The 20,631-nt window shown below is 52.5% G+C and carries 20 protein-coding genes and 5 pseudogenes; 10 read left to right on the top strand and 15 right to left on the bottom strand.

The features are described from left to right. Nucleotides 1-74 precede the first annotated feature (74 nt). The gene (rsmF, locus tag ACLRGG_RS04090; protein ID WP_416248544.1) at nt 75-1,514 is read left to right on the top strand and encodes a 16S rRNA (cytosine(1407)-C(5))-methyltransferase RsmF; all 1,440 of its coding nucleotides are present in this window, start codon (nt 75-77) and stop codon (nt 1,512-1,514) included. 4 nt (nt 1,515-1,518) lie between these two features. On the opposite strand, the gene ACLRGG_RS04085 is transcribed toward rsmF, so the two are convergent. Then, nucleotides 1,519-2,166 carry a metallophosphoesterase gene (locus ACLRGG_RS04085; protein ID WP_416248543.1) on the bottom strand — a complete coding sequence of 216 codons (648 nt, stop codon included), beginning with the start codon at nt 2,164-2,166 and terminating at the stop codon, nt 1,519-1,521. A 267-nt stretch (nt 2,167-2,433) separates the two neighbouring features. After that, nucleotides 2,434-2,733: a DUF3811 domain-containing protein gene (gene yjbD, locus ACLRGG_RS04080; protein WP_416248542.1), complete on the bottom strand. Its 300-nt coding sequence runs from the start codon at nt 2,731-2,733 to the stop codon at nt 2,434-2,436. Nucleotides 2,734-3,579: 846 nt separating this feature from the next. Between yjbD and ltrA the strand changes: the two genes are divergently transcribed. Then, complete coding sequence (gene ltrA, locus ACLRGG_RS04075) at nt 3,580-5,070, top strand: group II intron reverse transcriptase/maturase (protein WP_416248541.1); 1,491 nt, start codon at nt 3,580-3,582, stop codon at nt 5,068-5,070. Nucleotides 5,071-5,319: 249 nt separating this feature from the next. On the opposite strand, the pseudogene ACLRGG_RS21415 reads toward ltrA, so the two are convergent. The 4 genes and pseudogenes from ACLRGG_RS21415 to ACLRGG_RS04055 form a co-directional block, all read right to left on the bottom strand. Continuing rightward, a pseudogene (locus tag ACLRGG_RS21415) lies at nt 5,320-5,541 on the bottom strand (transposase); the annotation flags it as partial. Nucleotides 5,542-5,566: 25 nt separating this feature from the next. Beyond that, nucleotides 5,567-5,815 (bottom strand): annotated as a pseudogene (locus ACLRGG_RS04065) (bacteriocin immunity protein); the annotation flags it as partial. 9 nt (nt 5,816-5,824) lie between these two features. Continuing rightward, nucleotides 5,825-6,109, bottom strand: coding sequence for an HNH endonuclease signature motif containing protein (locus tag ACLRGG_RS04060; protein ID WP_416248540.1), 285 nt, complete (start codon nt 6,107-6,109; stop codon nt 5,825-5,827). A 10-nt stretch (nt 6,110-6,119) separates the two neighbouring features. Next, nucleotides 6,120-7,172, bottom strand: a pseudogene (locus ACLRGG_RS04055) (IS3 family transposase). 157 nt (nt 7,173-7,329) lie between these two features. Between ACLRGG_RS04055 and ACLRGG_RS04050 the strand changes: the two are divergent. From ACLRGG_RS04050 to ACLRGG_RS04040, 3 genes and pseudogenes are all read left to right on the top strand, one after another. After that, the gene (locus tag ACLRGG_RS04050) at nt 7,330-7,773 is read left to right on the top strand and encodes an STM2901 family protein (RefSeq protein ID WP_416248539.1); all 444 of its coding nucleotides are present in this window, start codon (nt 7,330-7,332) and stop codon (nt 7,771-7,773) included. A gap of 7 nt (nt 7,774-7,780) precedes the next feature. Further along, complete coding sequence (locus tag ACLRGG_RS04045; RefSeq protein ID WP_416248538.1) at nt 7,781-8,092, top strand: DUF1493 family protein; 312 nt, start codon at nt 7,781-7,783, stop codon at nt 8,090-8,092. A gap of 205 nt (nt 8,093-8,297) precedes the next feature. Then, a pseudogene (locus tag ACLRGG_RS04040) lies at nt 8,298-8,524 on the top strand (site-specific integrase); the annotation flags it as partial. Nucleotides 8,525-8,933: 409 nt separating this feature from the next. Here the strand turns inward: ACLRGG_RS04040 and ACLRGG_RS04035 are convergent. Genes ACLRGG_RS04035 through yobA form a run of 3 tightly spaced genes read right to left on the bottom strand, consistent with a single transcriptional unit; the run spans nt 8,934 to nt 10,569 of the window. Further along, nucleotides 8,934-9,272 carry a YebY family protein gene (locus ACLRGG_RS04035; RefSeq protein WP_416248537.1) on the bottom strand — a complete coding sequence of 113 codons (339 nt, stop codon included), beginning with the start codon at nt 9,270-9,272 and terminating at the stop codon, nt 8,934-8,936. A 57-nt stretch (nt 9,273-9,329) separates the two neighbouring features. Further along, a complete protein-coding gene (gene copD, locus ACLRGG_RS04030; RefSeq protein ID WP_416248536.1) occupies nt 9,330-10,205 on the bottom strand; it encodes a copper homeostasis membrane protein CopD in 876 nt (291 codons plus the stop codon). Between the two features lies 1 nt (nt 10,206). Continuing rightward, nucleotides 10,207-10,569, bottom strand: a complete 363-nt coding sequence (gene yobA / locus ACLRGG_RS04025) for a CopC domain-containing protein YobA (RefSeq protein ID WP_416248668.1) — start codon at nt 10,567-10,569, stop codon at nt 10,207-10,209. Nucleotides 10,570-10,732: 163 nt separating this feature from the next. On the opposite strand from yobA, the gene ACLRGG_RS04020 reads away from it, so the two are divergent. Beyond that, a complete protein-coding gene (locus tag ACLRGG_RS04020; RefSeq protein WP_416248535.1) occupies nt 10,733-10,963 on the top strand; it encodes a DNA polymerase III subunit theta in 231 nt (76 codons plus the stop codon). 191 nt (nt 10,964-11,154) lie between these two features. After that, nucleotides 11,155-11,817, top strand: coding sequence for an exodeoxyribonuclease X (exoX, locus tag ACLRGG_RS04015; RefSeq protein WP_416248534.1), 663 nt, complete (start codon nt 11,155-11,157; stop codon nt 11,815-11,817). Here the strand turns inward: exoX and ACLRGG_RS04010 are convergent. Then, on the bottom strand, nt 11,814-13,880 hold the full coding sequence (locus ACLRGG_RS04010) for a prolyl oligopeptidase family serine peptidase (protein WP_416248533.1): 2,067 nt from the start codon (nt 13,878-13,880) through the stop codon (nt 11,814-11,816). The two genes, exoX and ACLRGG_RS04010, sit on opposite strands and share 4 nt — an antisense overlap. Before the next feature lie 220 nt (nt 13,881-14,100). Here ACLRGG_RS04010 and ACLRGG_RS04005 point away from each other — a divergent pair, with 220 nt between their 5' ends. Beyond that, nucleotides 14,101-14,928, top strand: a complete 828-nt coding sequence (locus tag ACLRGG_RS04005) for a sugar phosphate isomerase/epimerase family protein (protein ID WP_416248532.1) — start codon at nt 14,101-14,103, stop codon at nt 14,926-14,928. 137 nt (nt 14,929-15,065) lie between these two features. On the opposite strand, the gene ACLRGG_RS04000 is transcribed toward ACLRGG_RS04005, so the two are convergent. Continuing rightward, nucleotides 15,066-15,491, bottom strand: a complete 426-nt coding sequence (locus ACLRGG_RS04000) for a YebG family protein (RefSeq protein ID WP_416248531.1) — start codon at nt 15,489-15,491, stop codon at nt 15,066-15,068. 137 nt (nt 15,492-15,628) lie between these two features. Here ACLRGG_RS04000 and purT point away from each other — a divergent pair, with 137 nt between their 5' ends. Continuing rightward, nucleotides 15,629-16,807 (top strand): formate-dependent phosphoribosylglycinamide formyltransferase, encoded by a 1,179-nt coding sequence (gene purT, locus ACLRGG_RS03995; RefSeq protein ID WP_416248530.1) that lies wholly within the window; start codon nt 15,629-15,631, stop codon nt 16,805-16,807. Between the two features lie 125 nt (nt 16,808-16,932). On the opposite strand, the gene ACLRGG_RS03990 is transcribed toward purT, so the two are convergent. Genes ACLRGG_RS03990 through ACLRGG_RS03975 form a run of 4 tightly spaced genes read right to left on the bottom strand, consistent with a single transcriptional unit; the run spans nt 16,933 to nt 19,700 of the window. Next, a complete protein-coding gene (locus tag ACLRGG_RS03990) occupies nt 16,933-17,361 on the bottom strand; it encodes a hypothetical protein (RefSeq protein ID WP_416248529.1) in 429 nt (142 codons plus the stop codon). A gap of 52 nt (nt 17,362-17,413) precedes the next feature. Beyond that, on the bottom strand, nt 17,414-18,325 hold the full coding sequence (locus ACLRGG_RS03985) for a type 2 periplasmic-binding domain-containing protein (RefSeq protein WP_416248528.1): 912 nt from the start codon (nt 18,323-18,325) through the stop codon (nt 17,414-17,416). Beyond that, a complete protein-coding gene (locus ACLRGG_RS03980; protein ID WP_416248527.1) occupies nt 18,252-18,917 on the bottom strand; it encodes an HAD family hydrolase in 666 nt (221 codons plus the stop codon). Before ACLRGG_RS03980 ends, ACLRGG_RS03985 begins: the two co-directional genes overlap by 74 nt. 33 nt (nt 18,918-18,950) lie before the next feature. Beyond that, nucleotides 18,951-19,700 carry an MTAP family purine nucleoside phosphorylase gene (locus ACLRGG_RS03975; protein ID WP_416248526.1) on the bottom strand — a complete coding sequence of 250 codons (750 nt, stop codon included), beginning with the start codon at nt 19,698-19,700 and terminating at the stop codon, nt 18,951-18,953. A 405-nt stretch (nt 19,701-20,105) separates the two neighbouring features. Between ACLRGG_RS03975 and ACLRGG_RS03970 the strand changes: the two are divergent. Then, nucleotides 20,106-20,536: pseudogene (locus tag ACLRGG_RS03970) on the top strand (transposase); the annotation flags it as partial. Nucleotides 20,537-20,631: the final 95 nt, after the last annotated feature.

Below are 20,631 nucleotides of genomic sequence, written 5' to 3'. Positions count from 1 at the left end.
GCCTGGCTGCCCGTTTTTTTTACGTCCCCCGCCTGTGGTAAACTCCCTGCACTTTATCCCAGCGGAATTTTTCAGTGTCCCACTCTTCCCGAATCTATTTCCCCGACTCATTTCTCGACCAGATGCGCACCCTGCTGCCCGATGCAGCGGATTATGAGCGCTTTATCGCTATCAGCCAGCAACCGCTGCGTCGCAGCATTCGCGTCAATACGTTAAAAATCACCGTCGAGGCATTTCTGCTGCTGGTTGAACCGTACCGCTGGGCGCTGACGCCCATACCCTGGTGTACCGAAGGTTTTTGGATCGCCCGGGAAGACGCCGGTGCCCTGCCGCTGGGCAGCACGGCGGAACATCTCGCGGGCCTGTTCTACATTCAGGAAGCCAGCTCAATGTTGCCGGTCACCGCGCTCTTTGACGGCATGCCAGAACCCGAGCGGGTGATGGACGTTGCCGCTGCGCCCGGCTCAAAAACCACGCAGATTGCTGCCCGCATGGGTAACCGGGGCGCAGTGCTGGCCAACGAGTACTCCGCCAGCCGGGTGAAGGTGCTGCATGCCAACCTCAGCCGCTGCGGCGTCAGCAATACCGCGATTGCTCATTTTGACGGTCGCGTCTACGGCCCGGCCCTGCCTGAAAGCTTCGACGCGGTACTGCTGGACGCGCCCTGCTCGGGTGAAGGCGTTATCCGTAAGGATGCGGATGCACTGCGCAACTGGTCGCCCGAAAGTACGGCTGAGATTGCCGCCACCCAGTGCGATTTAATCGACAGCGCTTTCCATACGCTGCATCCGGGCGGCACGCTGGTCTATTCCACCTGCACATTGAACCAGAGTGAAAACCAGCAGGTTATCGCCTGGCTGATGGCCAAATACCCGCACGCGGTGGCGATTGAGCCGCTCGACGGGCTGTTCGCAGGCGCAGAGCGCGCCGCTACGCCGGAGGGTTTTTTGCACGTCTTCCCGCAGATTTTCGACAGTGAAGGTTTTTTTGTGGCGCGCCTGCGCAAGCTGCAAAGCGTTCCTCCCATGCCCGCGCCGGGCTACAAAGTTGGGAAACTCCCCTTCTCACCGGTCAAAAACCGTGAGCAGCAGGAAATCAGCGCGGCAGCTGCGAAAGCGGGACTGGTATGGAACAGTGCGACGCACAGCCTGTGGCAGCGCGATAAGGAGCTGTGGCTCTTTCCGCAGGCGATCGAATCTCTGCTGGGTAAGGTGCGATTTTCACGTATCGGTATCAGGCTGGCAGAAACCTTTCCTAAAGGCTGGCGCTGGCAGCATGAAGCCGTGATTGCGCTGGCAGATCCGCAGGCCACCAACCGCTTCGAACTGACGCTTGCCGAGGCCGAAGAGTGGTACAGAGGACGGGATATCTACCCGGAACGGGACCTGCCGGGGAGAGAAATTCTGGTTACCTGCCAGCATCAGCCTCTCGGCATCGCTAAAAAGGTGGGAAGCCGGATAAAAAATAATTATCCGCGCGATCTGGTGCGCGACGGAAAACTTTTCTCATCCTGATGGCTTACTGTATTTGCGCCAGCGTCAGCGAGTGACCATAAACGGCACCGGTATCTATATAGTGCTGGTTGAAAGCGTGAAGCGGCTTATCGAGGGGCGTATGACCAAAATAAAAGGCATCCGCCCCACGGATCTCCGCACCCGTGCCGTTTTGCAGGCGTTCAAGACGCGCCCTGCTCCAGACCACGTCGGTCGCATCCACTGCGGCCCCCCAGGCGTAAACGGCGGCGGGATAATCGGCATGGGCGACCACGATAAGGCGGCTGCCCTGCACGATATGCAGGATCAACGGCAGCAGGCGGCACTGGCTCAGCGCATGCTTTGCCTCAATCATGCCCGACCCGCTCAGCTGATAAAACCAGTCACCACCGTTTCTAATCCACGGGCTGTGCTGTCCGACGGTCAGCGCAGCGATCGCCATTTCTTCATGATTACCCCTTACGCTACGAAACCACGGCTCAGTCAACAGCGTCAGGCAGCCGAGACTGTCCGGGCCCCGGTCGATCAGATCGCCGACGGCGACCAGCAGGTCCTGAGAATAATCAAAATTCACCTCACCCAACCTTTCATCCAGCAGTTGCCGACAGCCGTGCAGGTCGCCGACGATATAGATATGTCGCCAGCTTTCACCGTTAAGAGACTGATAGATCATAATGAGACCACCCAAACATTTCGGGAAATTATTGACTGTATGTTTAAGATTAACCTCCTACAGTGTAGGCAGTTTACCGACGAGGGTAGTATGAGCTTATGAGCAGCCGTAAACAGTTTTATTGCCTGCTGGCGGTCATTACCGTGGGGAGTGTGCTGGTGATTGAGGGGCTGGCGAGACTGGTGCACCTGATTATTGTGGGATAAAGCCAGGGGCAGCGTCAGCGGTGAATCGAGGCGATTCACGCCTGACGCAACGATAACGGGATTATCTGGCTTTCAGGGCCCGCGGGTTTTTGCGCAGCGACGCCGACCAGTTATACTCTTTAATCTCACTCTCTTTCGCAGAGGCAGGCTTGCGAGGCTTGCTGGCGATAACCGCTTTGGTCGTCTCCTTCACTACGCGATCTTTCATCACCAGACGCTTAGCTTCCTTCATGATCTCCTTTTCTTCCTTCTTGCTGGCGATATGCGCCAGTTTAAGCGTCAGATGCTTCACTTTGGCTTGAACCAGCTCTTTCTCGGCATCGGTAAACTGGTCAATCGAAATCTCTTTGTCACTTTTCATCAGGTTGGCTCCAGGCCATTACGTACGGACGCAATTGTCGTGTATCGATCTTGCTTCCTGAGGGTAGAGCCTTGACGCACGATTAACAAGGGAAAGCGCATATTTCGTGCGGGATAATCGGAAATTCGTTGACTATAGTCGTGAATCTGAGGTAAACGCGGCGGATTGTACTGCTTTGAACCCTGACCTGCGACACGGCTGTGCCTGGCGGTAAAGTTGAGCCTGTACATAATCTTGTGGTGCGACACGAGGCTGTTCCTGTGATTGTTTCAGCCAGTATGCAGTAAGAAGTGCGAAGAAACCTGCTGTCTCACCAGCAGTTCCCTACCCGACTGTGCGCTGAGAGTAATTTCAGGGTGCAAAGCGTCGGGGACCATGTAGCCACGGATTATCCGTAGGGATGGACTGTGAGGTCCAATCTGAAACTGCCAGCCGCAGGCGGTGAAGGCGCCAGGGATAAGGGTATGGTCAGCATAAGCAAACCCCGACAAGCATCGTAATATGTAAGAAGCCAAAGCGGCTGTCAGGCTTCAGCCAAAAGGCAAGCGATCAGGTATACCTTCTCACAGATGGGGTATCGTGAGTGTTACATCGCCGGTGTTAACGGGGGACCTAACCCCTTGAGTCACAGGAACGGAACGTGGTAACCCCGTACAACTCCGTCAGGTAGCGAACTCGTGAGAGTAAGCCATGGTTGTGCGGGAACGGGACGCCGGAAGAAGCGAATGATCGGTTGTAACGACCGATATACGGTTTTTTTTTTTTACCGACCTGAAAAGGGGCTGACGTCCGGAGGGTCTTCTCTGGCGAGAAAGTCTGGAATATCGACGTTATGAGGGAACGCAAATGACGCAGCAGGTTACAAGCCAGTGCGGTGCGCCTTCAGCATCATCTCTGTGGTCATCGATCGACTGGCAACAGGTTGAAGATGATGTATTTCGATTACAGATGCGTATCGCCAAGGCAACCAAAGCGCAACGCTGGAATAAAGTGCGAGCGCTCCAGCGGCTTCTTACCCGATCTCATCAGGCGAAGTTGTTGGCAGTGAAACGCGTCACATCGAACCGGGGGCGTAATACTTCAGGTATCGACGGAACGTTATGGATAAACCCGCAACAAAAGTGGCAGGCCGCTCTGGCATTGTCCTGCCGGGGTTATCAGGCTCAGCCTCTAAGACGTATCCATATTCCCAAAAAGAATGGCAAAACAAGGCCGTTAGGGATCCCAACGATGCATGATCGTGCCATGCAGGCACTTTTTCTATTGGCAACAGAGCCCGTGGCAGAGACTACAGCGGATCATCACTCGTATGGTTTTCGGCCAAAACGCTCAGCCGCAGATGCAATAGAACGGTGTTTTGTGGTGCTGGCGCAGAGGTCATCAGCGCAGTGGATCCTCGAAGGGGATATTAAAGGCTGCTTTGATAACATCAGTCACGACTGGATGTTAAGACATCTCCGCATCGAGCGTAAAATACTCGAGCAGTGGCTGAAGGCAGGCTTTATCGAGAAAGGACAGCTTTTCTCCACCACAGCAGGAACGCCGCAGGGTGGGATCATTTCTCCCTGTCTGGCTAATGGTGTTCTGGACGGTATGGAATTGATGCTGAAAAGCATCACAAAACCCACCGACAAAGTGCACCTGGTCAGGTACGCCGATGATTTTGTGATAACCAGCAGCTCGAAAGAGCAACTGGAAAACATCATCAAACCGGCGGTAACGGGCTTCCTCAGGGAAAGAGGGCTGACGCTATCTGAAGAGAAAACGGCGATCGTATCGATCACTCAGGGATTCGATTTTCTGGGGTTTAATGTACGCAAGTACGGCAGTAAACTGTTGATTAAACCTGCGAAAAGCAGTATCGAATCCTTCCTGGATGTTATCCGAAAAGAGATCAGAGCAGGCATTGCGCTACCTACAGCTTCGTTAATAGGCTTGCTCAACCGTAAATTGACCGGCTGGGTAAACTATTATCGTCATGTGGTGGCAAAAGCCATCTTCAGTAAAATCGACACTGCCATCTTTTGGGCTCTTTATCGCATGATAAGGCGAAAACATAGCAGGAAATCAAAGGGCTGGCTTTACCGAAAGTATTACGGTAGCAGAGGGATGCGTCGCTGGATATTTCACTCGGTCTATCAGGTGAAGAGTGGCGAAAGCAGGATAATTAGCCTGAAACAAGCCTCAGCAACGCCAATACGACGTCACCGACAAATCCGTTCAGCCGCCAATCCCTACGATGTGGAATACCTTGATTACTTTAAAGAGAGAATGCGGAAATATCCTCCACAGCAGGAGGTTGCCGGGCCAGGGTTATCTAGCTTTATGAAGGCCTGAGCCGTGTGCGGGGAAACTTGCACGCACGGTTCTGAGGAGAGGGAGTCGCAGAAATGCGGCTCTCTTATCCGACTAACTGCCACCGCATTAAAGGTGATCGCTCAGACGGTCACCGAACTCGATAATAAAACGACTCATTGCCAGCCGCCAGTTCCTGATCGGCATATTCCATTTTTTTGAAGCATCCCCGATCGCCAGATAAATGACTTTTCGTACTGAGTCGTCCGTCGGGAACACCTTGCGTTTTTTGATAGCCTGTCGGATCACGCTGCCGCTGTGACGAACCTTCACCACGATACAGTCAGGGTAAACAATGGGATAAAGCGCATCCAGTGGCCGATTTTGCCACGCAGTCACCTGTTCTTTAACCGCATCAGTAACTTTAGATATCAGCGTTGGGGATACATCCGCGTCGTACATTTCTTTGAACGTGGCGACGATTTCGCGGGTCGTCATGCCTTTGGCGTACATGTATATTCATTTATGCGGCCTAAAGCTAACCTTTAAAACCCGGTTTACCGTTAGCCTGACGCCAATGTTTTACTTCCTGAACAACGCCTTCGGGACTATCATCTTTTCCATCCTTTGGGTAGAAGATAAGGTCGGAGCCTGATGGATGTTCAGCAAGTCGCCTAAACTCCCTGACGCGGCAATTATCGTCCTCTTCTGTTGGCCCTTCAGCATTATAAATTTTACGAACTAAATCTAAAAATTCGCTTTCTGTATAATCAGATAATAATTTTTTTCACCCATATTATTTACTCTGCCTCGTTGAATGAATATCGATATGCCGCTTAGGTGAAGTTATGCCCATATTATCGACATTATAAACCTCCCCACCTTTACTTATTGGAATAATATGATGGATTTCATAGCGTTCTCTTCCTCCAGCACGATCCAGTTCTCGTGTGAAAGGAGAGTTTCCATTACGTATATGAATTTTGTTACTCCCCCGGAACTGGCTTGATAGCTCAGGGGCTTTTGTAACCTCTAACCAAAAAGCCTTACGGAACTGGTCAAAGTTTCCAAAGGTTCGCACTCGTAGCCTGTCAGCAATCTGGCCTGGAACCAGTACGGGATTGTTTCGTATATTGATGAGGTCTGAGCTGGCTGTAATATCCTGTGATGTAATTCGTTATTGCCGTGCTGGCTTCGCTAAAATTCGCATAGCCATTATCCGGTACCCACTCTGTTTTCAGGCTTCTGAAGAACCGTTCCATTGGGCTGTTATCCCAGCAATTTCCCCGGGCTGCCCAGGCCATCGACAGGGCTTTACCTGTCAGTGCTGAATCTGGGAAAAATGACATCGCCCAGCCAACCGGTTTACGGGAAAACAAATCGAGTACAACATCCAGATAAGCCCAGCGTTTTCCCGTCCAGATATAAGTCACATCACTGCACCAGGCCTGGTTAGGCTCGGTAACAGCAAACGGGCGATCCAGATAATTAGGGATCTCAATGTTCCTTAGACGCCTTCTTATAACGATGGCCAGGTTGCTAACAGCTGATAATATTGAGCACTTTCATCAGCTTTGTTGCCCGCCAGCGGCTCAGTTTTATACCTTTGGTGGTGACCATTGCGGCAATGCTTCGCGCTCCTGCTGAACCGTTACTTTCGCGATAAACTTCACGCACAAGGCTCAGTAATGCCACTCTCGTGGCGTCAGGCTTCCTGGGCTGCCGCCAGTATTTATAACTGCTGCGATGAACCCCAAACACGTTGCACACAACGGCAACAGGAAACCGCGCCCTGAGTTTCTCCACTAATGAGAATTGTTCAGGGAGTCTGACATCAAGAGTGCGGTAGCCTTTTTTTTTCAAATATTCACTTATATTTCAATATCTTGAATTCTTTTCTTCAACTCACGTATCTCGATTTGCTCAGGTGTCATGGGTGAAGCTATGGGTGATTTTCCCGCTCGCTCTTCTTTCAGTTGTCGAACCCATTTGTCCATCGTGGATTTGCCGACATTCATCGCAGTGGCAGCGACGGCAACGGTGTAATGCTGATCGAGTACAAGCTGGGCAGCCTCGAGGCTAAACTCGGGGCTAAACTCGGGGCTAAACTCGGGGCTAAAATTGCGTCTGTTACGTCCGGTCATAATGTCACCTGTTTTGACTATGAGGTGATGATTTCACCTCTATTCAGGTGGCCAAATTCACTGTGCCACTACAGATCTATAAAGTTTTGCTTTAGTATGGACTGAGTAAAAAGCAGGCGTTAGGATAACTTGTTTATTGAGAACAGCGAGGAAAGGTATGGACACGGTAGAGCAGTTGAATGGAAAATATTTCTTCGATGGAATGAGCGTTGATGGCGATGAGCTTTTGCTCTGGTTAATACTTGATGAATTCAGAAAAAGATTTAGTGAAATCACGGATATTGTGGCAGTTGCCTCAATATTAGCAAGTTTTCCTGTTATCCCTGTCAGGGGGAAATTGGACGCCAAAAAAGCGACAAGGGGAACAAGTCCGCTTTCAATGATGAGCCGGATGTATATTCGTCAGAGATTTAAGAAGCCACGGCGAACTATTACCTGGAAGAAAATGTTACGTGGCGAGTGGGCATATACGACCAGCGTCGGAGCTTACGTTGGGCGCTGGGTTCCATGGGTTGGAGCTGCGATAACAGCTTACGATCTCTCAATCATTACCCGGAATGTTATTCACCGATATAAATTAATCACAGGGGTAAGAGGATAACGATGGTATGAATAAAGCTGAAGTTGTACGCAACCTGATTGCTAAATATTTTTGGGTGATGTCCGATGATGCATCCCTGAGTACAGGTAGGAAAAGCGTATTGCCTGAAGAGGCCAGTGATTTCATTGAAGAGTATGCTTCCTCACTTCAGATTGATATGAAAAGTTTCGACTTCAGCAAGTATTTTCCTAATGAGGGCGTTAGGTTTTTACCTAATGCTATTTTGCCAAAATTTTTGCGCAGTGATAATAATCAGCCCGAGCCATTAACCGTTCATATGCTGATTGAATCTGCTGAGGCGGGGCGTTGGCTATACTGATAGCTGTAACATAGACCATTTGTAAGAGACGTGAAAAGCTTTAGCAAAACAAGTATCAAATGACTGGAGTCGTCTTTTGCCCGCTGATCCTTCAGCAAATCCCAATCCCATACATCCCCCCACCCGATCTGGCAATCTGAGCACACCCATTACACGGAGTGCATCAGATATCTGATTATCGTCACGGTGTCCACGTTGTCGAAATCAAATATCCCCGAACAAAATTACTTTTATCAATACCAAAGGTAAGAAGAACCGCACGGTTCCTGTCGGGGATGAACTTTATAACGAGCTTAAGGACAATATTTCTCGGAATGCTATCGCCAGTTTTACCGGGTTATTCGCCTTGCAGCGATAGAGTTGCCAGAGGGTCAGATGAGTCATGTACTGCGTCACAGCTCTGCCAGCCACTTTATGATGGCCGGGTGCAATAGGGTACAACAGGGTGTGCTATAACTGATTGATTTTAATGTAAGTCACTGTTTTTAAAGCCCAAATAAAAAAAGACCGAAGACGATTCCTGTCTTCGGTCCAGGGAAATGGCTCTTTTAACGGAGCCTTGCGCTAAAAGTTGGCATTAATGCAGGCTATGTCGCCTTGCACTTTAAAAGGTAGTACAGGCGCGTGGATAATCCAGCCAGTTGTAAACCGAGCATAAAGAAGATGTTCGCTTTGTGATCGTAACGGAACAATTGCAAATGGATCTGAAAAAGGGGCGGGAAAAACAGTTAACGCGCTGGCATAAAGTGAAAACCCGATACCAGCGCCATCTTAATGCGTTATACAGATTTCTAAATAGCTGTTACAAAGCGCTATTTCGTCACGAAGCTTTTACTCGTATTTAATCACAGAGCTTCCGGGCACGATCGATTATCGGCTGCAGGCTTTTCTTCTGGCCCGGATGCTGTGGGTCATCTGTCTGGATAACGCTAATCGGCTGGCCCTTTGCGCTGCCACTTTTTACCAGCGCCTCGGCTTTGTCATTGAGCGGATACTGCATCAGCGTGCTGGGGTTGATGGCGAACAGCGCGTTGCCCCTGGTGCAGGTCAGCATCACTTCTTCACGATCGAACATCCATTTGTCTTTGCCGACCTGGAAACGACTGACGGTAATAATTTCCGCCGCCATCGCACTGGAACAAAAACTTAACGCGATCATCAGACTGGCCAACTTCTTCATGGTGGTTCAATTCCTCTTAAGAAAACGTCTGCCGCGCAGACGGTAGAAAAATGATAATCAGGCGGGTTCAACCGTGGCAAACAGGCTTACCAGCAAAAGGACAATGGCCGCCAGCAGCAGCTCAGCCAGCGTCGCCTGTATAAACCGGCGCTGGCCCTGCTCCCCGCTGTGCTGGAAGCGTGGGACCAGCCAGTAGCGATTAAACAGCGCGATGCCGCACATTAGCCCCACCAGCGCAATTTTTATCAGCAGCAGCCTGCTGTAGAGTTGAAAATGACCCGGCGGCCAGCCGAGCAGCAGCCATGCGTTAACCACCCCACTCAGCAGCACCAGCGCAACGGCAAGATGCCCATAGCGTGAGAAGCGCATCAGCGTATAGATTGCGTCATTGCGCGCGGGCTGTCGCATATCCCTCATCAGCAGCAGAACCGGCAGCAGTCCACCCGCCCAGAAGGCAGCGGAAATCAAATGCACGGCGTGATTGCTACGCTGTAAAAAACCGAGCGCGCCGTCCAGCATGGCGGCGTGGCCGGTAAATGCCAGACCGGCAAGCTGTCCGATCCCGCTTATCAGCAGCAGCTGCTGTCGCCCCCTGCCCTTTAGCGCCAGCGCCGCAACGCCGACCACGCTGGCGATAAGCTGCCACTGCCAGGCCACGCCAAAGCGGGTTTGCAGCACCAGCCGCCAGACCTCTACATTGCTCACATCCTGCCAGCCGTTGCCCATCATGCCGGTTTGGATCACCAGCAGCAGCACCGCCGTTAGCAGCGAGGCGATCGCGCCTGACGTAAGCAGCGGAGTGAGTCGCACCGCCATATGCGTCCTGAATTGGCAGGGCGCCAGCAGAACGGTAAAGGCGCTGGCGCCGGTTAGCGTGAGCAGCGCCATAAAGTGCAGCCAGCGGCACAGCACCCAGCACAGGCTGACAGACATATTACTTCACGCTGAAGGTGTAATTCCCATTGGTTTTATGCCCGTCAACCGACAGCACGTGCCAGCTGACCTGGTACTGGCCGCCTGGCAGTGGCTGCTTAAGCGGCACTATCAGCTGGTTGTGCTGTTTTGGCGCGCGTTCGGCCTTTTCCAGCGGCACGGCCTGCTGGCTGGCATTGAGCACCTCTATGCCGCTAAAGGCGGGTTCGATATCCTCAGAAAAGGTCAGCGTCAGGGCCTGCGGAGAGGCCTCCACGTTGGCGTTCGCTGCCGGATACTGGCTTTTCAGGTGGGCATGAGCAGAAGCCTGCTGCGAGAACGCGGCCGCGAGTGCCAGCGTAAAAACCATTGAGAACTTACGCATAATCATCCTATTATCCTTTTTCTGGCAACCTGTTGGCTGCATTAAGGCCGAAAGAATACTCCGCTTAAAATAAGGTGTCGAGCCGATAAGGGCGATTCCCGCCGTGAGGCTTGCGAAAGTCGCGCAACTGCTTTACTTTTGGCGCGGATATCAGGAGATCCCCATGAAATACAATCTGGCTGACGTTTCCCAGGAAGAGAAAGATAAGGTTAACGTGGACCTTGCCGCCGCAGGTGTGGCCTTTAAAGAGCGGTATAATATGCCGGTCATTGCTGAAATGGTTGAGCGCGAACAGCCAGAAGCGCTGCGTGACTGGTTTCGACAGCGGCTGGTGCAGTACCGACAGGCATCGCTCAGCCTTTCCCGTCTGCCCTATGAACCCAAACTGAAATAGCGTGAAATTTGTGGCTTCCCCGCTTACAGGTTTTTGCCGATGCGGCCAGCCAATATCACATGACGATTATCGTCGGCCTGCCGCTCACAGGGACAAAAATCGTACGCTGCTTGCCGCCATCACTTTTTTACCGGAGGGAACGCGCATCGCTTACGGTAAGCTAACGATCAGATTTTCAAAAGGGACGCTTTATGCTGCGTGTAATAGATACTGAAACCTGTGGATTGCAGGGTGGGATTGTTGAAATCGCCTCCGTGGATGTGGTGGGTGGAACAATTATCAATCCCATGAGCGATTTGGTGTGTCCGGATCGCCCTATTAGCCGCCAGGCGATGGCAATTCATCGCATTACGGAAGCGATGGTGGCCGATAAGCCGCCCATTGAGCAGGTTATCAGCCGCTATCACGGCAGCGCGTTTTACGTAGCGCATAACGCCAGCTTTGACCGCAGGATGCTGCCGGAGATGCACGGAGAATGGATTTGCACCATGACCCTGGCGCGCGGCCTGTGGCCGGGTCGCAAGTATGGTAATCAGGCACTGCGCGAGTCATTACAGCTGGAGGTGGAAACGCCCCCGGACCTGCATGCCCACCGGGCGCTGTACGACTGCTATGTGACGGCGGCACTGCTGATCCACATCATGGATTTTTCCGGCTGGGATGAAGCGGAATTAGTTCGCCGGATGAACGTTCGCGGCTCCAGCAGCACCTTCCCTTTTGGCAAATATCGCGGCAGCAAAATTGACGAGGTGGCAAAGCGCGACCCCGGCTATCTTAAATGGATGCTGAAAAACATCCCCGACCTGAAGCCCGACCTTCGCGGCGCGATGGAACGGGCGTTGTCAGCAGACTAATGTGCATTACCTGCGCTGAGCGTTTCCTGCGCCAGCGCAATAATAAAGGCATACTCCATTGCCACTCCTTCATACGATTTGAACCTGCCTGATTTCCCGCCGTGTCCGGCATCCATATCCGTGCACAGCAGCAGCAGGTTGTCATCCGTTTTCAGCTCGCGCAGCTTCGCCACCCATTTAGCAGGCTCCCAGTACTGAACCTGTGAGTCGTGCAGACCGGTGGTCACCAGCATATGCGGACAGGCCTGACGGCTGACGCAGTCGTAGGGGCTGTACTGGGATATGTAGCGATAGTACTGCTCCTCCGCTGGGTTGCCCCACTCGTCATATTCACCGGTGGTGAGCGGAATGGACTCGTCCAGCATGGTGGTGATGACATCGACAAAAGGGACCTGCGCCACAACGCCGTGGAAACGGTCCGGCACCATATTGATAACAGCCCCCATCAGCAGACCACCCGCGCTACCGCCCATGGCATAGAGCTTTTGTGGATCGCCATAGCCGCGATCCACCAGCGCGTTGGTAACATCAATAAAGTCGTGGAAAGTATTCATCTTATTCAGTAGTCGGCCATCGTCGTACCACTGCTGCCCCAGTTCGCCGCCGCCGCGAATATGCGCCAGCACATACACAAAGCCGCGATCGAGCAGGCTCAGGCGGCTGGCGCTAAAGTCGGCATCCATACTGCTGCCGTAGGAGCCATAGCCATAAACCAGCATTGGGTTTTTACCGGGACGGAAATGCTCCCGGTGGTAGACCAGCGAAACCGGCACCTCCACGCCGTCGCGCCCCTTGATCCACTGATGCTCGCTTTTATAGTGGCTGGCATTGAATCCTTTCACTTCGGCCTGCTTTAGCACCCGCCGCTCGCCGCTGTCCATATCCATCTCAAACAGGGTGTCGGGCGTGGTCATGGAGGAGTAACCGTAGCGCAGCCTGTTAGTCTCAGGGTTGGGATTGTAGGCAAGCCAGGTCACATAAGCCGGATCGTCATAGGCGATACCAAAGGATTCGCCGCTGTTCCTGTCGATCTGCCGCAGGCTGGTAAGGCCGCGCTGCCGCTCTTCCACCACCAGCCAGTCGCGAAACAGGCTGAAATCCTCCAGCACAATGTGTTCGCGTGCGGGGATCAGCGTCTCCCAGCTATTTTCCCGGAAGTGATCGGTGCGGTAGAGCCCGAAGTTTTTTCCTTCACGATTCGACCGCACATAGAAGTGATGCTGATAATGGTCGAGGGTATATTCGTGATCCTTGCGGCGCGGGCTGAACACCTGGGGGGCGGTATCCGCATATTCAGCATCCAGCAGCAGAATTTCACTGGTGGTGCTGCTGTTCAGCGCAATAAGGATAAAGTGCTCGGAGGTGGTTTTATGCACGCTGACGTAAAAGGTGTCATCCTTCTCTTCATACACCAGCTCATCTTCCCGCTGCGGCGTGCCCAGCCTGTGTCGCCATACCTGCCAGGGCAGCAGCGTTTGCTTGTCCTTTAAAACGTAATAGAGCGTCGTGCTGTCGTTGGCCCAGACAAAGCTGGATGATACATTTTCCAGCACTTCATCATACCAGTGCCCCGTTTCCAGATTGCAAAAGCGGATGCCGTACTGACGGCGGGAAAGAAAGTCCTCGGCCAGCGCCATGATGTTGTTATCCGGCGAAATATCCAGCCCACCCAGCGTGTAAAATTCACTGCGCGCGGCACGCTGGTTACCGTCTGTCAGCGTCTGCCAAACGTCGGGCGTATCGGTGCTTTCAGGCTGACGCGTATAGATAGCGTACTCATTCCCCTCTTCATAGCGGCGCTGGTAGCGGTAGCCATTTTTGATATAGGGCACCGAACGGTCGCGCTGGGGAATGCGATCGACAATTTCTTTTAACAGCCGATCCTGAAGCGCCTGCTGCGACTGCATCACCGCCCTGCCGTAATCATTTTCGGCATGAAGATAGTCCAGCACATCGGGATCTTCACGCTGGTCATCGCGCAGCCAGTAATAGTTATCTGTTCGCGTATCGCCGTGCAGCGTCATCTCGAAAGGTTTTTTTCTGGCTATCGGTGGTTTTTTCATCGCATCTGTCCCACTCACTAAAACATATGCACTAAGGGTGGCATGTTGCAGCGATGAATGCCAGGCAACGATAAAGTGTGATCTGAAGCACACTCCAAAGCGCTGACTATACTCATTACTCTGCCGGCGACCTCAGACCCTTTCCAGGGGCGATATCAGGCAGAGCGGGGCCGAAAGACAACCCGCAAATTTTACGGCACATTTTTAAAAGGGAGCAGATATGCGATTTAGTAATAACCCATTGTTTATCAACACCGTTTTGCTGGGCGGCACGCCCGAAGAGAAACTGATTGCGGCGTCTAAAGCTGGCTTTCAGCAGGTAGAACTTTGGCGTCAGGACGTGGAAAACGCGCAAGGAAATGCACAGGACGTAGGGACATTTACCCGGGAACAAAAACTTTCTCTGACGGATTACCAGGTGCTGCTGGATTTTGACGGCGCGCCGGATGACGAGCGTGAAGATAAGCGTAAGCTGGCCCTTGAGATGCTGGATACGGCCGTAAGCCTGGGCGCAACCACGCTACTCACCCCGGCGTCTACGCATCATGCCTGCGTGGCCCATCGGGAAGAAGATGACCTGCGCTGGCTGGTGAAGGAGGCAGATAAACGTGGGCTGCGCGTGGCGTTTGAAGCGATGGCGTGGAGCACGCATATCAATACTACCGTTCAGGCATGGCAGATGGTGCAGCGAATCAATGCGCCCAACCTCGGGCTGGTTGTCGATGCGTTTCATATCTTTGCCCGCAACCGTACCATTGCCGATCTTGCAGGGATCCCGATGGAGAAGATTTTCCTCGTCCAGCTGTCAGACCTTAGCACCCTACCCGGGCGGGACCAGCTGATAGATACCGCCCGCCACAGCCGACTGCTGCCGGGCCAGGGGAATTTCCCGCTCTACACGCTGCTGGACTACCTGGACGCTCAGGGTTATACAGGCCCGCTGGGACTGGAGGTCTTTAACGACAGCTACCATCAGCAGGCGCCTGAGGAAGTTGCAAAAGAGGCGATGCACGCCCTGAAACGCTGTATTGCCCAGCGTGGCCAGTAAAACCCACTCAGCATGGCAAGTCGCATCACTGCTCACGAGGTGCATAACGACTTTCGGTCCCCTTCTGATACCGGCTGGTTCGCCGCATAACTCCTTATAATTATTCGCCCCGGGCTGTCGCTGGGGCGATTAGCACGCTATGCCGCTTTGGACGTACGGGCAGACTTACGTTTGCTCGCGTTAGCTGATGCACCCTCATCGGTTTCTTCATCCGATTCATCCGCTGATGCCTGCACGTCTGTAGGCTGCTGCTCGCCCACTTCAACGGGGTTAGCGCTCTCAGCCCCTGCAGGGGCAGAAGCGTTATTCGCCTCTGCTTTTGCCCCTTCGGGCATTTTGCTGGTTTTCACAATATGCTGTACGGCATCCTTGTTCTCTGCCAGGAACAGACCAAAGGCTTCACGCTGCTGCTCATCAAGCGCCACCGGCCCTTCACTCAGCCAGTCGCTGAAGACTTCAGCCATATCAAGCATTTTATCGTAGGCGTCCGCGTCTTTTTTACTGGCGAATGTCATCTTTTCCTCACCTTTTCTAACGACAACGTATTTTATCTCAACAGCCATTCCGCTCACCTCATTTAACTGTATTTTTATACAGTATAGCAGCAGGCTAATTTTAGCTCAAGCCCGGAAAAGCAGATGAATACGCAAACGTTTTCGTTTATACTGCGCGCGTTTTTTCCTCCAATCAGGTAGCAACTATGACCACTCTCGGAACCGCGCTGCGCCCCGCCGCAACCCGCGTAATGCTGTTAGGATCAGGTGAACTGGGTAAGGAAGTCGCGCTGGAATGCCAGCGGCTTGGCGTCGAGGTCATTGCCGTCGATCGCTATGCCGATGCGCCCGCCATGCACGTGGCCCATCGCAGTCATGTGATCAATATGCTGAACGGCGAGGCGCTGAAATCACTCGTTGCGCTGGAGCGCCCTGACTATATCGTGCCGGAAATTGAAGCCATCGCCACGGATATGCTGGTTGAGCTGGAGAAACAGGGTCAGCATGTGGTGCCAACCGCCCGCGCGGCGCGTCTGACGATGGATCGTGAAGGTATTCGTCGCCTGGCTGCGGAAGAGCTCAGCTTACCCACCTCTTCCTATCGTTTTGCCGACAGTGAAGCCGCTTTTTTGCAGGCCGCCGATGAAATTGGCTTCCCGTGCATCATTAAGCCGGTAATGAGCTCATCGGGCAAAGGTCAGAGCTTTATTCGCGATGCCTCACAATTGGGCGCGGCCTGGCAGTATGCCCAACAGGGTGGACGGGCGGGTGCCGGACGCGTCATCGTGGAGGGCGTGGTTAAGTTCGATTTTGAAATCACCCTTTTGACCGTGAGCGCGGTTGACGGCATCCATTTTTGCGCCCCCATTGGCCACCGTCAGGAAGACGGCGACTACCGTGAGTCCTGGCAGCCGCAGCAAATGAGCGATCTGGCCTTACAGCGCGCGCAGCAGATAGCCGAAAAAGTGGTTAGCGCTCTTGGCGGCCACGGCCTGTTTGGCGTGGAGCTGTTTGTATGCGGCGATGAGGTGGTATTCAGCGAAGTGTCACCGCGGCCACACGATACCGGCATGGTGACGTTGATTTCTCAGGATCTCTCCGAATTCGCCCTGCACGTTCGCGCCTTCCTCGGCCTGCCGGTTGGCGGCATCCGCCAGTATGGCTGTGCGGCCTCTGCGGTGATCCTTCCCGAGCTGGAGAGCGATAATGTGCGGTTTGCAAATCTCGGCGCGGTACTGGGGGCCGGCTTGCAAATCCGCCTGTTCGGTAAGCCTGAGATTCAGGGTAAGCGCAGGCTGGGCGTCGCGCTGGCGACGGGTCAGGATAGCGACGATGCCATTCAGCGCGCTGTCGCCTGTGCGGCAGGCATTAAGGTTAGCGGCTAAGACTTCGATTAGCAGCTTTGATGCTGTGGTAAAAAAGGATCCTGCGTGGATCCTTTTTTATTTTGTCACCCGTTGCCGTAAGGATATTTTTGCCCTTAATAAATTCTGGTGGGACCGTAATAAACTTAGCCGTAGGGATGTCGCGTGATCCCCTTGCAGGCATAACGTTTATCCCCGGAAAGCGTGGTGAGCAGGTTATTTGAAAATATAAGGCTCAGTTGTTTTGAAAGAGCCTTATCCTGTAACCCTATTTGCAACAGTGCTCTCAATAAAACTATGTAATATTCGGTACCTGAAGTTTCATGCGTATAATTTTTCTGCCACTGCCAGGCATGACGCACCATGTCCTGAAGCGACATTTCTGCTTCCCAGCCTAGTACTGTCCTGGCTTTATCGACGTCTGCCCAGAACGCCGGCAGGTCCCCCTCCCTACGCGAGCGGATGGCGTAGGGTATCTGCACTTCGTTCTCTTTCTCAAAACACTTCAGAAGCTCCATGACAGATGTTCCCTGCCCTTTACCCAGATTGAATATATGTACGCCCGGCTTGTCCATAATTACCACCACTTTTAGGTGCCCCCGGGCGATATCCATAACATGAAGATAATCACGCTTGCATGTCGTCGCTGTCTGCCAGGATAATTTTATTAAAGGAGGCAAAGAGGGTATTGGCTTCCTCACTACCGACCCATTGCAATATTTCTGAAACAACATCCGGATAAGACGTTGACGAAAATCCGGCATAGACCTCCGGCTCTGCTCCCGTCATGCCCGCAGGTTGAATCACATTAAGTTTTGGTAACTGACTCTGTCGTTTGAATGCGGCAATTTTGACCGTCACGCCAGCCGCGATGGTTCCTTCACCCGTCAGTCGTGCAGGCTCCCAGGCTGAATCAGGGCGCGCAGAGGAATTGCGAAGGATAGCGGCCACCAGCGGCCATCCCTCTTTTTCGCCAAAAACCTGTAGGATTGTCGTTAGTGCTAAAAAGCCTGCGCCTGACTGTGCCGGATTCGGAAAAGCGATCATCCCTTTAAGGGCGGGATGTGCCAAATCCTTCCAGCCTTTTACCTGAACATCCTGCTGCTCCAGCAGAAGTGGGTCTGCAACGATTGCGGTAGAAAAGCCTGTAACGCGGAGGTATCCATCAGTATCACCTCCGGGTGAAAACACTTTGTCACCCAGGTTGACAGTTTTCGCCGCCGTGTCAGCCCACCCCAGGATCATATCAGCCTGAGGCTCATCCCTTTCAGCTTCAAGACGGTTTCTGAGCATCGTCGTTGACATACGCTCGATTTCGATCGCGACGTCTGGCAGAAGTAAAGCGAGTCTGTGCATATACTCTTTCAGCTCATAAGGCTCAAATGAGCTGTAGGCTTTTATGCACGCCCTCGTACCGCTCCCGGATGGCGCGTCAATCACAATGGAAGTCATGGAGCCGGTATCCTTATCCCACCAGTTGTTCAAAACGATAAGCAAGCTGAGGATCGGTAAAATCTGCAATAGCAGCGGAAGCCCCATGCTTAAACAATTCTTGTTCTCCCAGAGCACCTTTAAGGCCAAAGGTGAAAACACCCGCAGAAGACGCAGACTGAACACCTGGTCCCGAATCTTCAAATGCAAGCGCCTGACCAGATGAAACACCCAGAAGACGCATCGCTTCCTGGTAGGGATAGGGGTCAGGTTTACTGTGGGGAAGTTCTGCACCAATCAGCAGGTGATCTACATACTCATGGAGATTGAGGCTGCGGAGCATCATTTCGGCGCTTTCTCTTGGCGCATTCGTCACGACGCAGATCCCAACTCTGTGCGCCTGCGCTTTCTGAAAAAATTCTGTGACGCCCTGACGTCCCTCCAGCGGGCCCTTTAACTGTTCACGAAAAAGGGCTTCTTTACGCTCTCCCAGGGCATGGCGTTCTTCCAGGGATAATTCGGGAAACAAATCACGGGTGATCGTGTCCATTGGCGCCCCCATAATCTTTTCATTGTAATACTCCAGCGTCATGGACTGACCAAAGTCAGCTAGCAGCTGATCAAAGGCATTAATATGTAAAGGGTCCGTATCCAGTAATGTCCCATCCAGATCGAATAACAAGCCTGCGTGATACTTCATATTTTTCTCATTCCTTAAAGTTGACCCTGGCTTTCACTGTACCTGCGGGAATACGCGATTCAGCAGCGGGGCATAACGTGCAACAGTAGCTACATCAATCAGGCCAGGACTGGTCATGATTGCGTCATCATGTGCGGTGTGCCAGCAGTCGAAGTCCGTTACCATGGCGATCATGTTGTAGCAGATTTCCGCTTCCCTACAGAGCTTAGGCTCCGGCATTGCTGTCATTCCAATGACTGTCCCTCCGATCTGTTGATGGAAGACGGACTCCGCGCGGGTCGAAAACTGTGGGCCTTCCATGACGACATAAAGCCCTGTCGGCAAATGTGAGATCCCGTTTTCCCTGAGCGAATGAACCACCAAAGAATGGTTATTGCTGCAGACGGGCTCGCCAAAAGGGACATGGGCGACTACGCCAGCGCTGAAAAATGTGTTCACCCGACGGTAAGTACGATCAATAAATTGATCCACTGCAATGAAAGTCCCCGGAGGAGCTGAAGCTGTCAGGCTGCCCACAGCACTGAATGAAAGTACCTGTTCAACGCCGAGCATTTTTAGTGCGGCAATATTGGCTCTGACGTTGATTTCTGATGGTAAGCGCGTATGTCCGATCCCGTGGCGATTGTTAATGGCCACTGGAACACCGCTAATCTTGCCCAAAGTAATACAACCAGAGGGATCGCCGAACGCAGTTTTGACTTCTATATGTTCAGGAGACTCAATGATGGATAACTTATCCATTCCACTGCCACAGATGATGCCAATGCGGACTTTTTTATTCATGGGATATTCCTTTTTCGTGTTCACTAACGGGTAACCGGACCGGGCTGACAAGACGGTAATACAGCTCAGAAAGTGCAGCAGGCTGGCCGTCTGAACCAAAAATCATTCCCCGCGAAATATACTGGGTATAACGGGGCTCATTGATTTTCAAAGCCCGGTCTACTGAGGGGAGATACTGGTAGCGGACATTAGGATAAACGTGGTGTGCAAGATGATAAGCATCAGACATTGGAAAAATCAGGTACCGCTGAACGATACCTGCCAGCCCTGAAAAGTCCGTTGCTCGTCCGTGTTCATAATCATGAGCCAGGCGATTTCGTTGAGGAGTATAGGGCGTGTGCCAGCGGTGTGAATCGCCACAGTTTTAATCGACACTCAAGGTCATTTAAGATGGCTTAAAGAGAGGTGCCCATGAGCGGTATGTGTTGTCCTGAAGAGTGTAAAATTGAAGCAGTCAAACAGGTTGTTGATGTTGGTCATTATGTTTCCAGCGTTGCAACACGTCTCGATATCACCCCCCACAAACTTTACGCCATAAAAAGAGCCGCGGCTTACTTCGCAAAGCAGTCCAACTGAGGTACGCCATTATTCGTGACTACAAGCATTACTGGCCTGTTCGCCTACTCTGTCGGGTGCTGGATGTGCATACGAGTGGGTTTTACGCCTGGCTTCGGCAGCCGAATTCACAACGCCATCAGGCAGATTTGAGACTGACAGAATAAATCAAACAATATTGACTGGAATCGGGATGCGTTTATGGCTATCGCAAGATCCATCTGGACCTGCGAGCTAGCGGGCAGCAGTGTGGATTGACCCGGGGCTGGCTAATGCAGCAAAACAATTGATGCCAGGCCATAACAGTCCACATCAAAGGGAGAGGATAGTTTAACGTAATCTCGATGCCTTGATCAGCCCTGTGACAAGGGCTTAG

The sequence above is a fragment of the Erwinia sp. PPS120 genome (assembly GCF_047918655.1).
GTDB classification, from domain to species: domain Bacteria; phylum Pseudomonadota; class Gammaproteobacteria; order Enterobacterales; family Enterobacteriaceae; genus Erwinia; species Erwinia tasmaniensis_A.
This window is presented reverse-complemented; position numbering and strand designations above follow the sequence as displayed.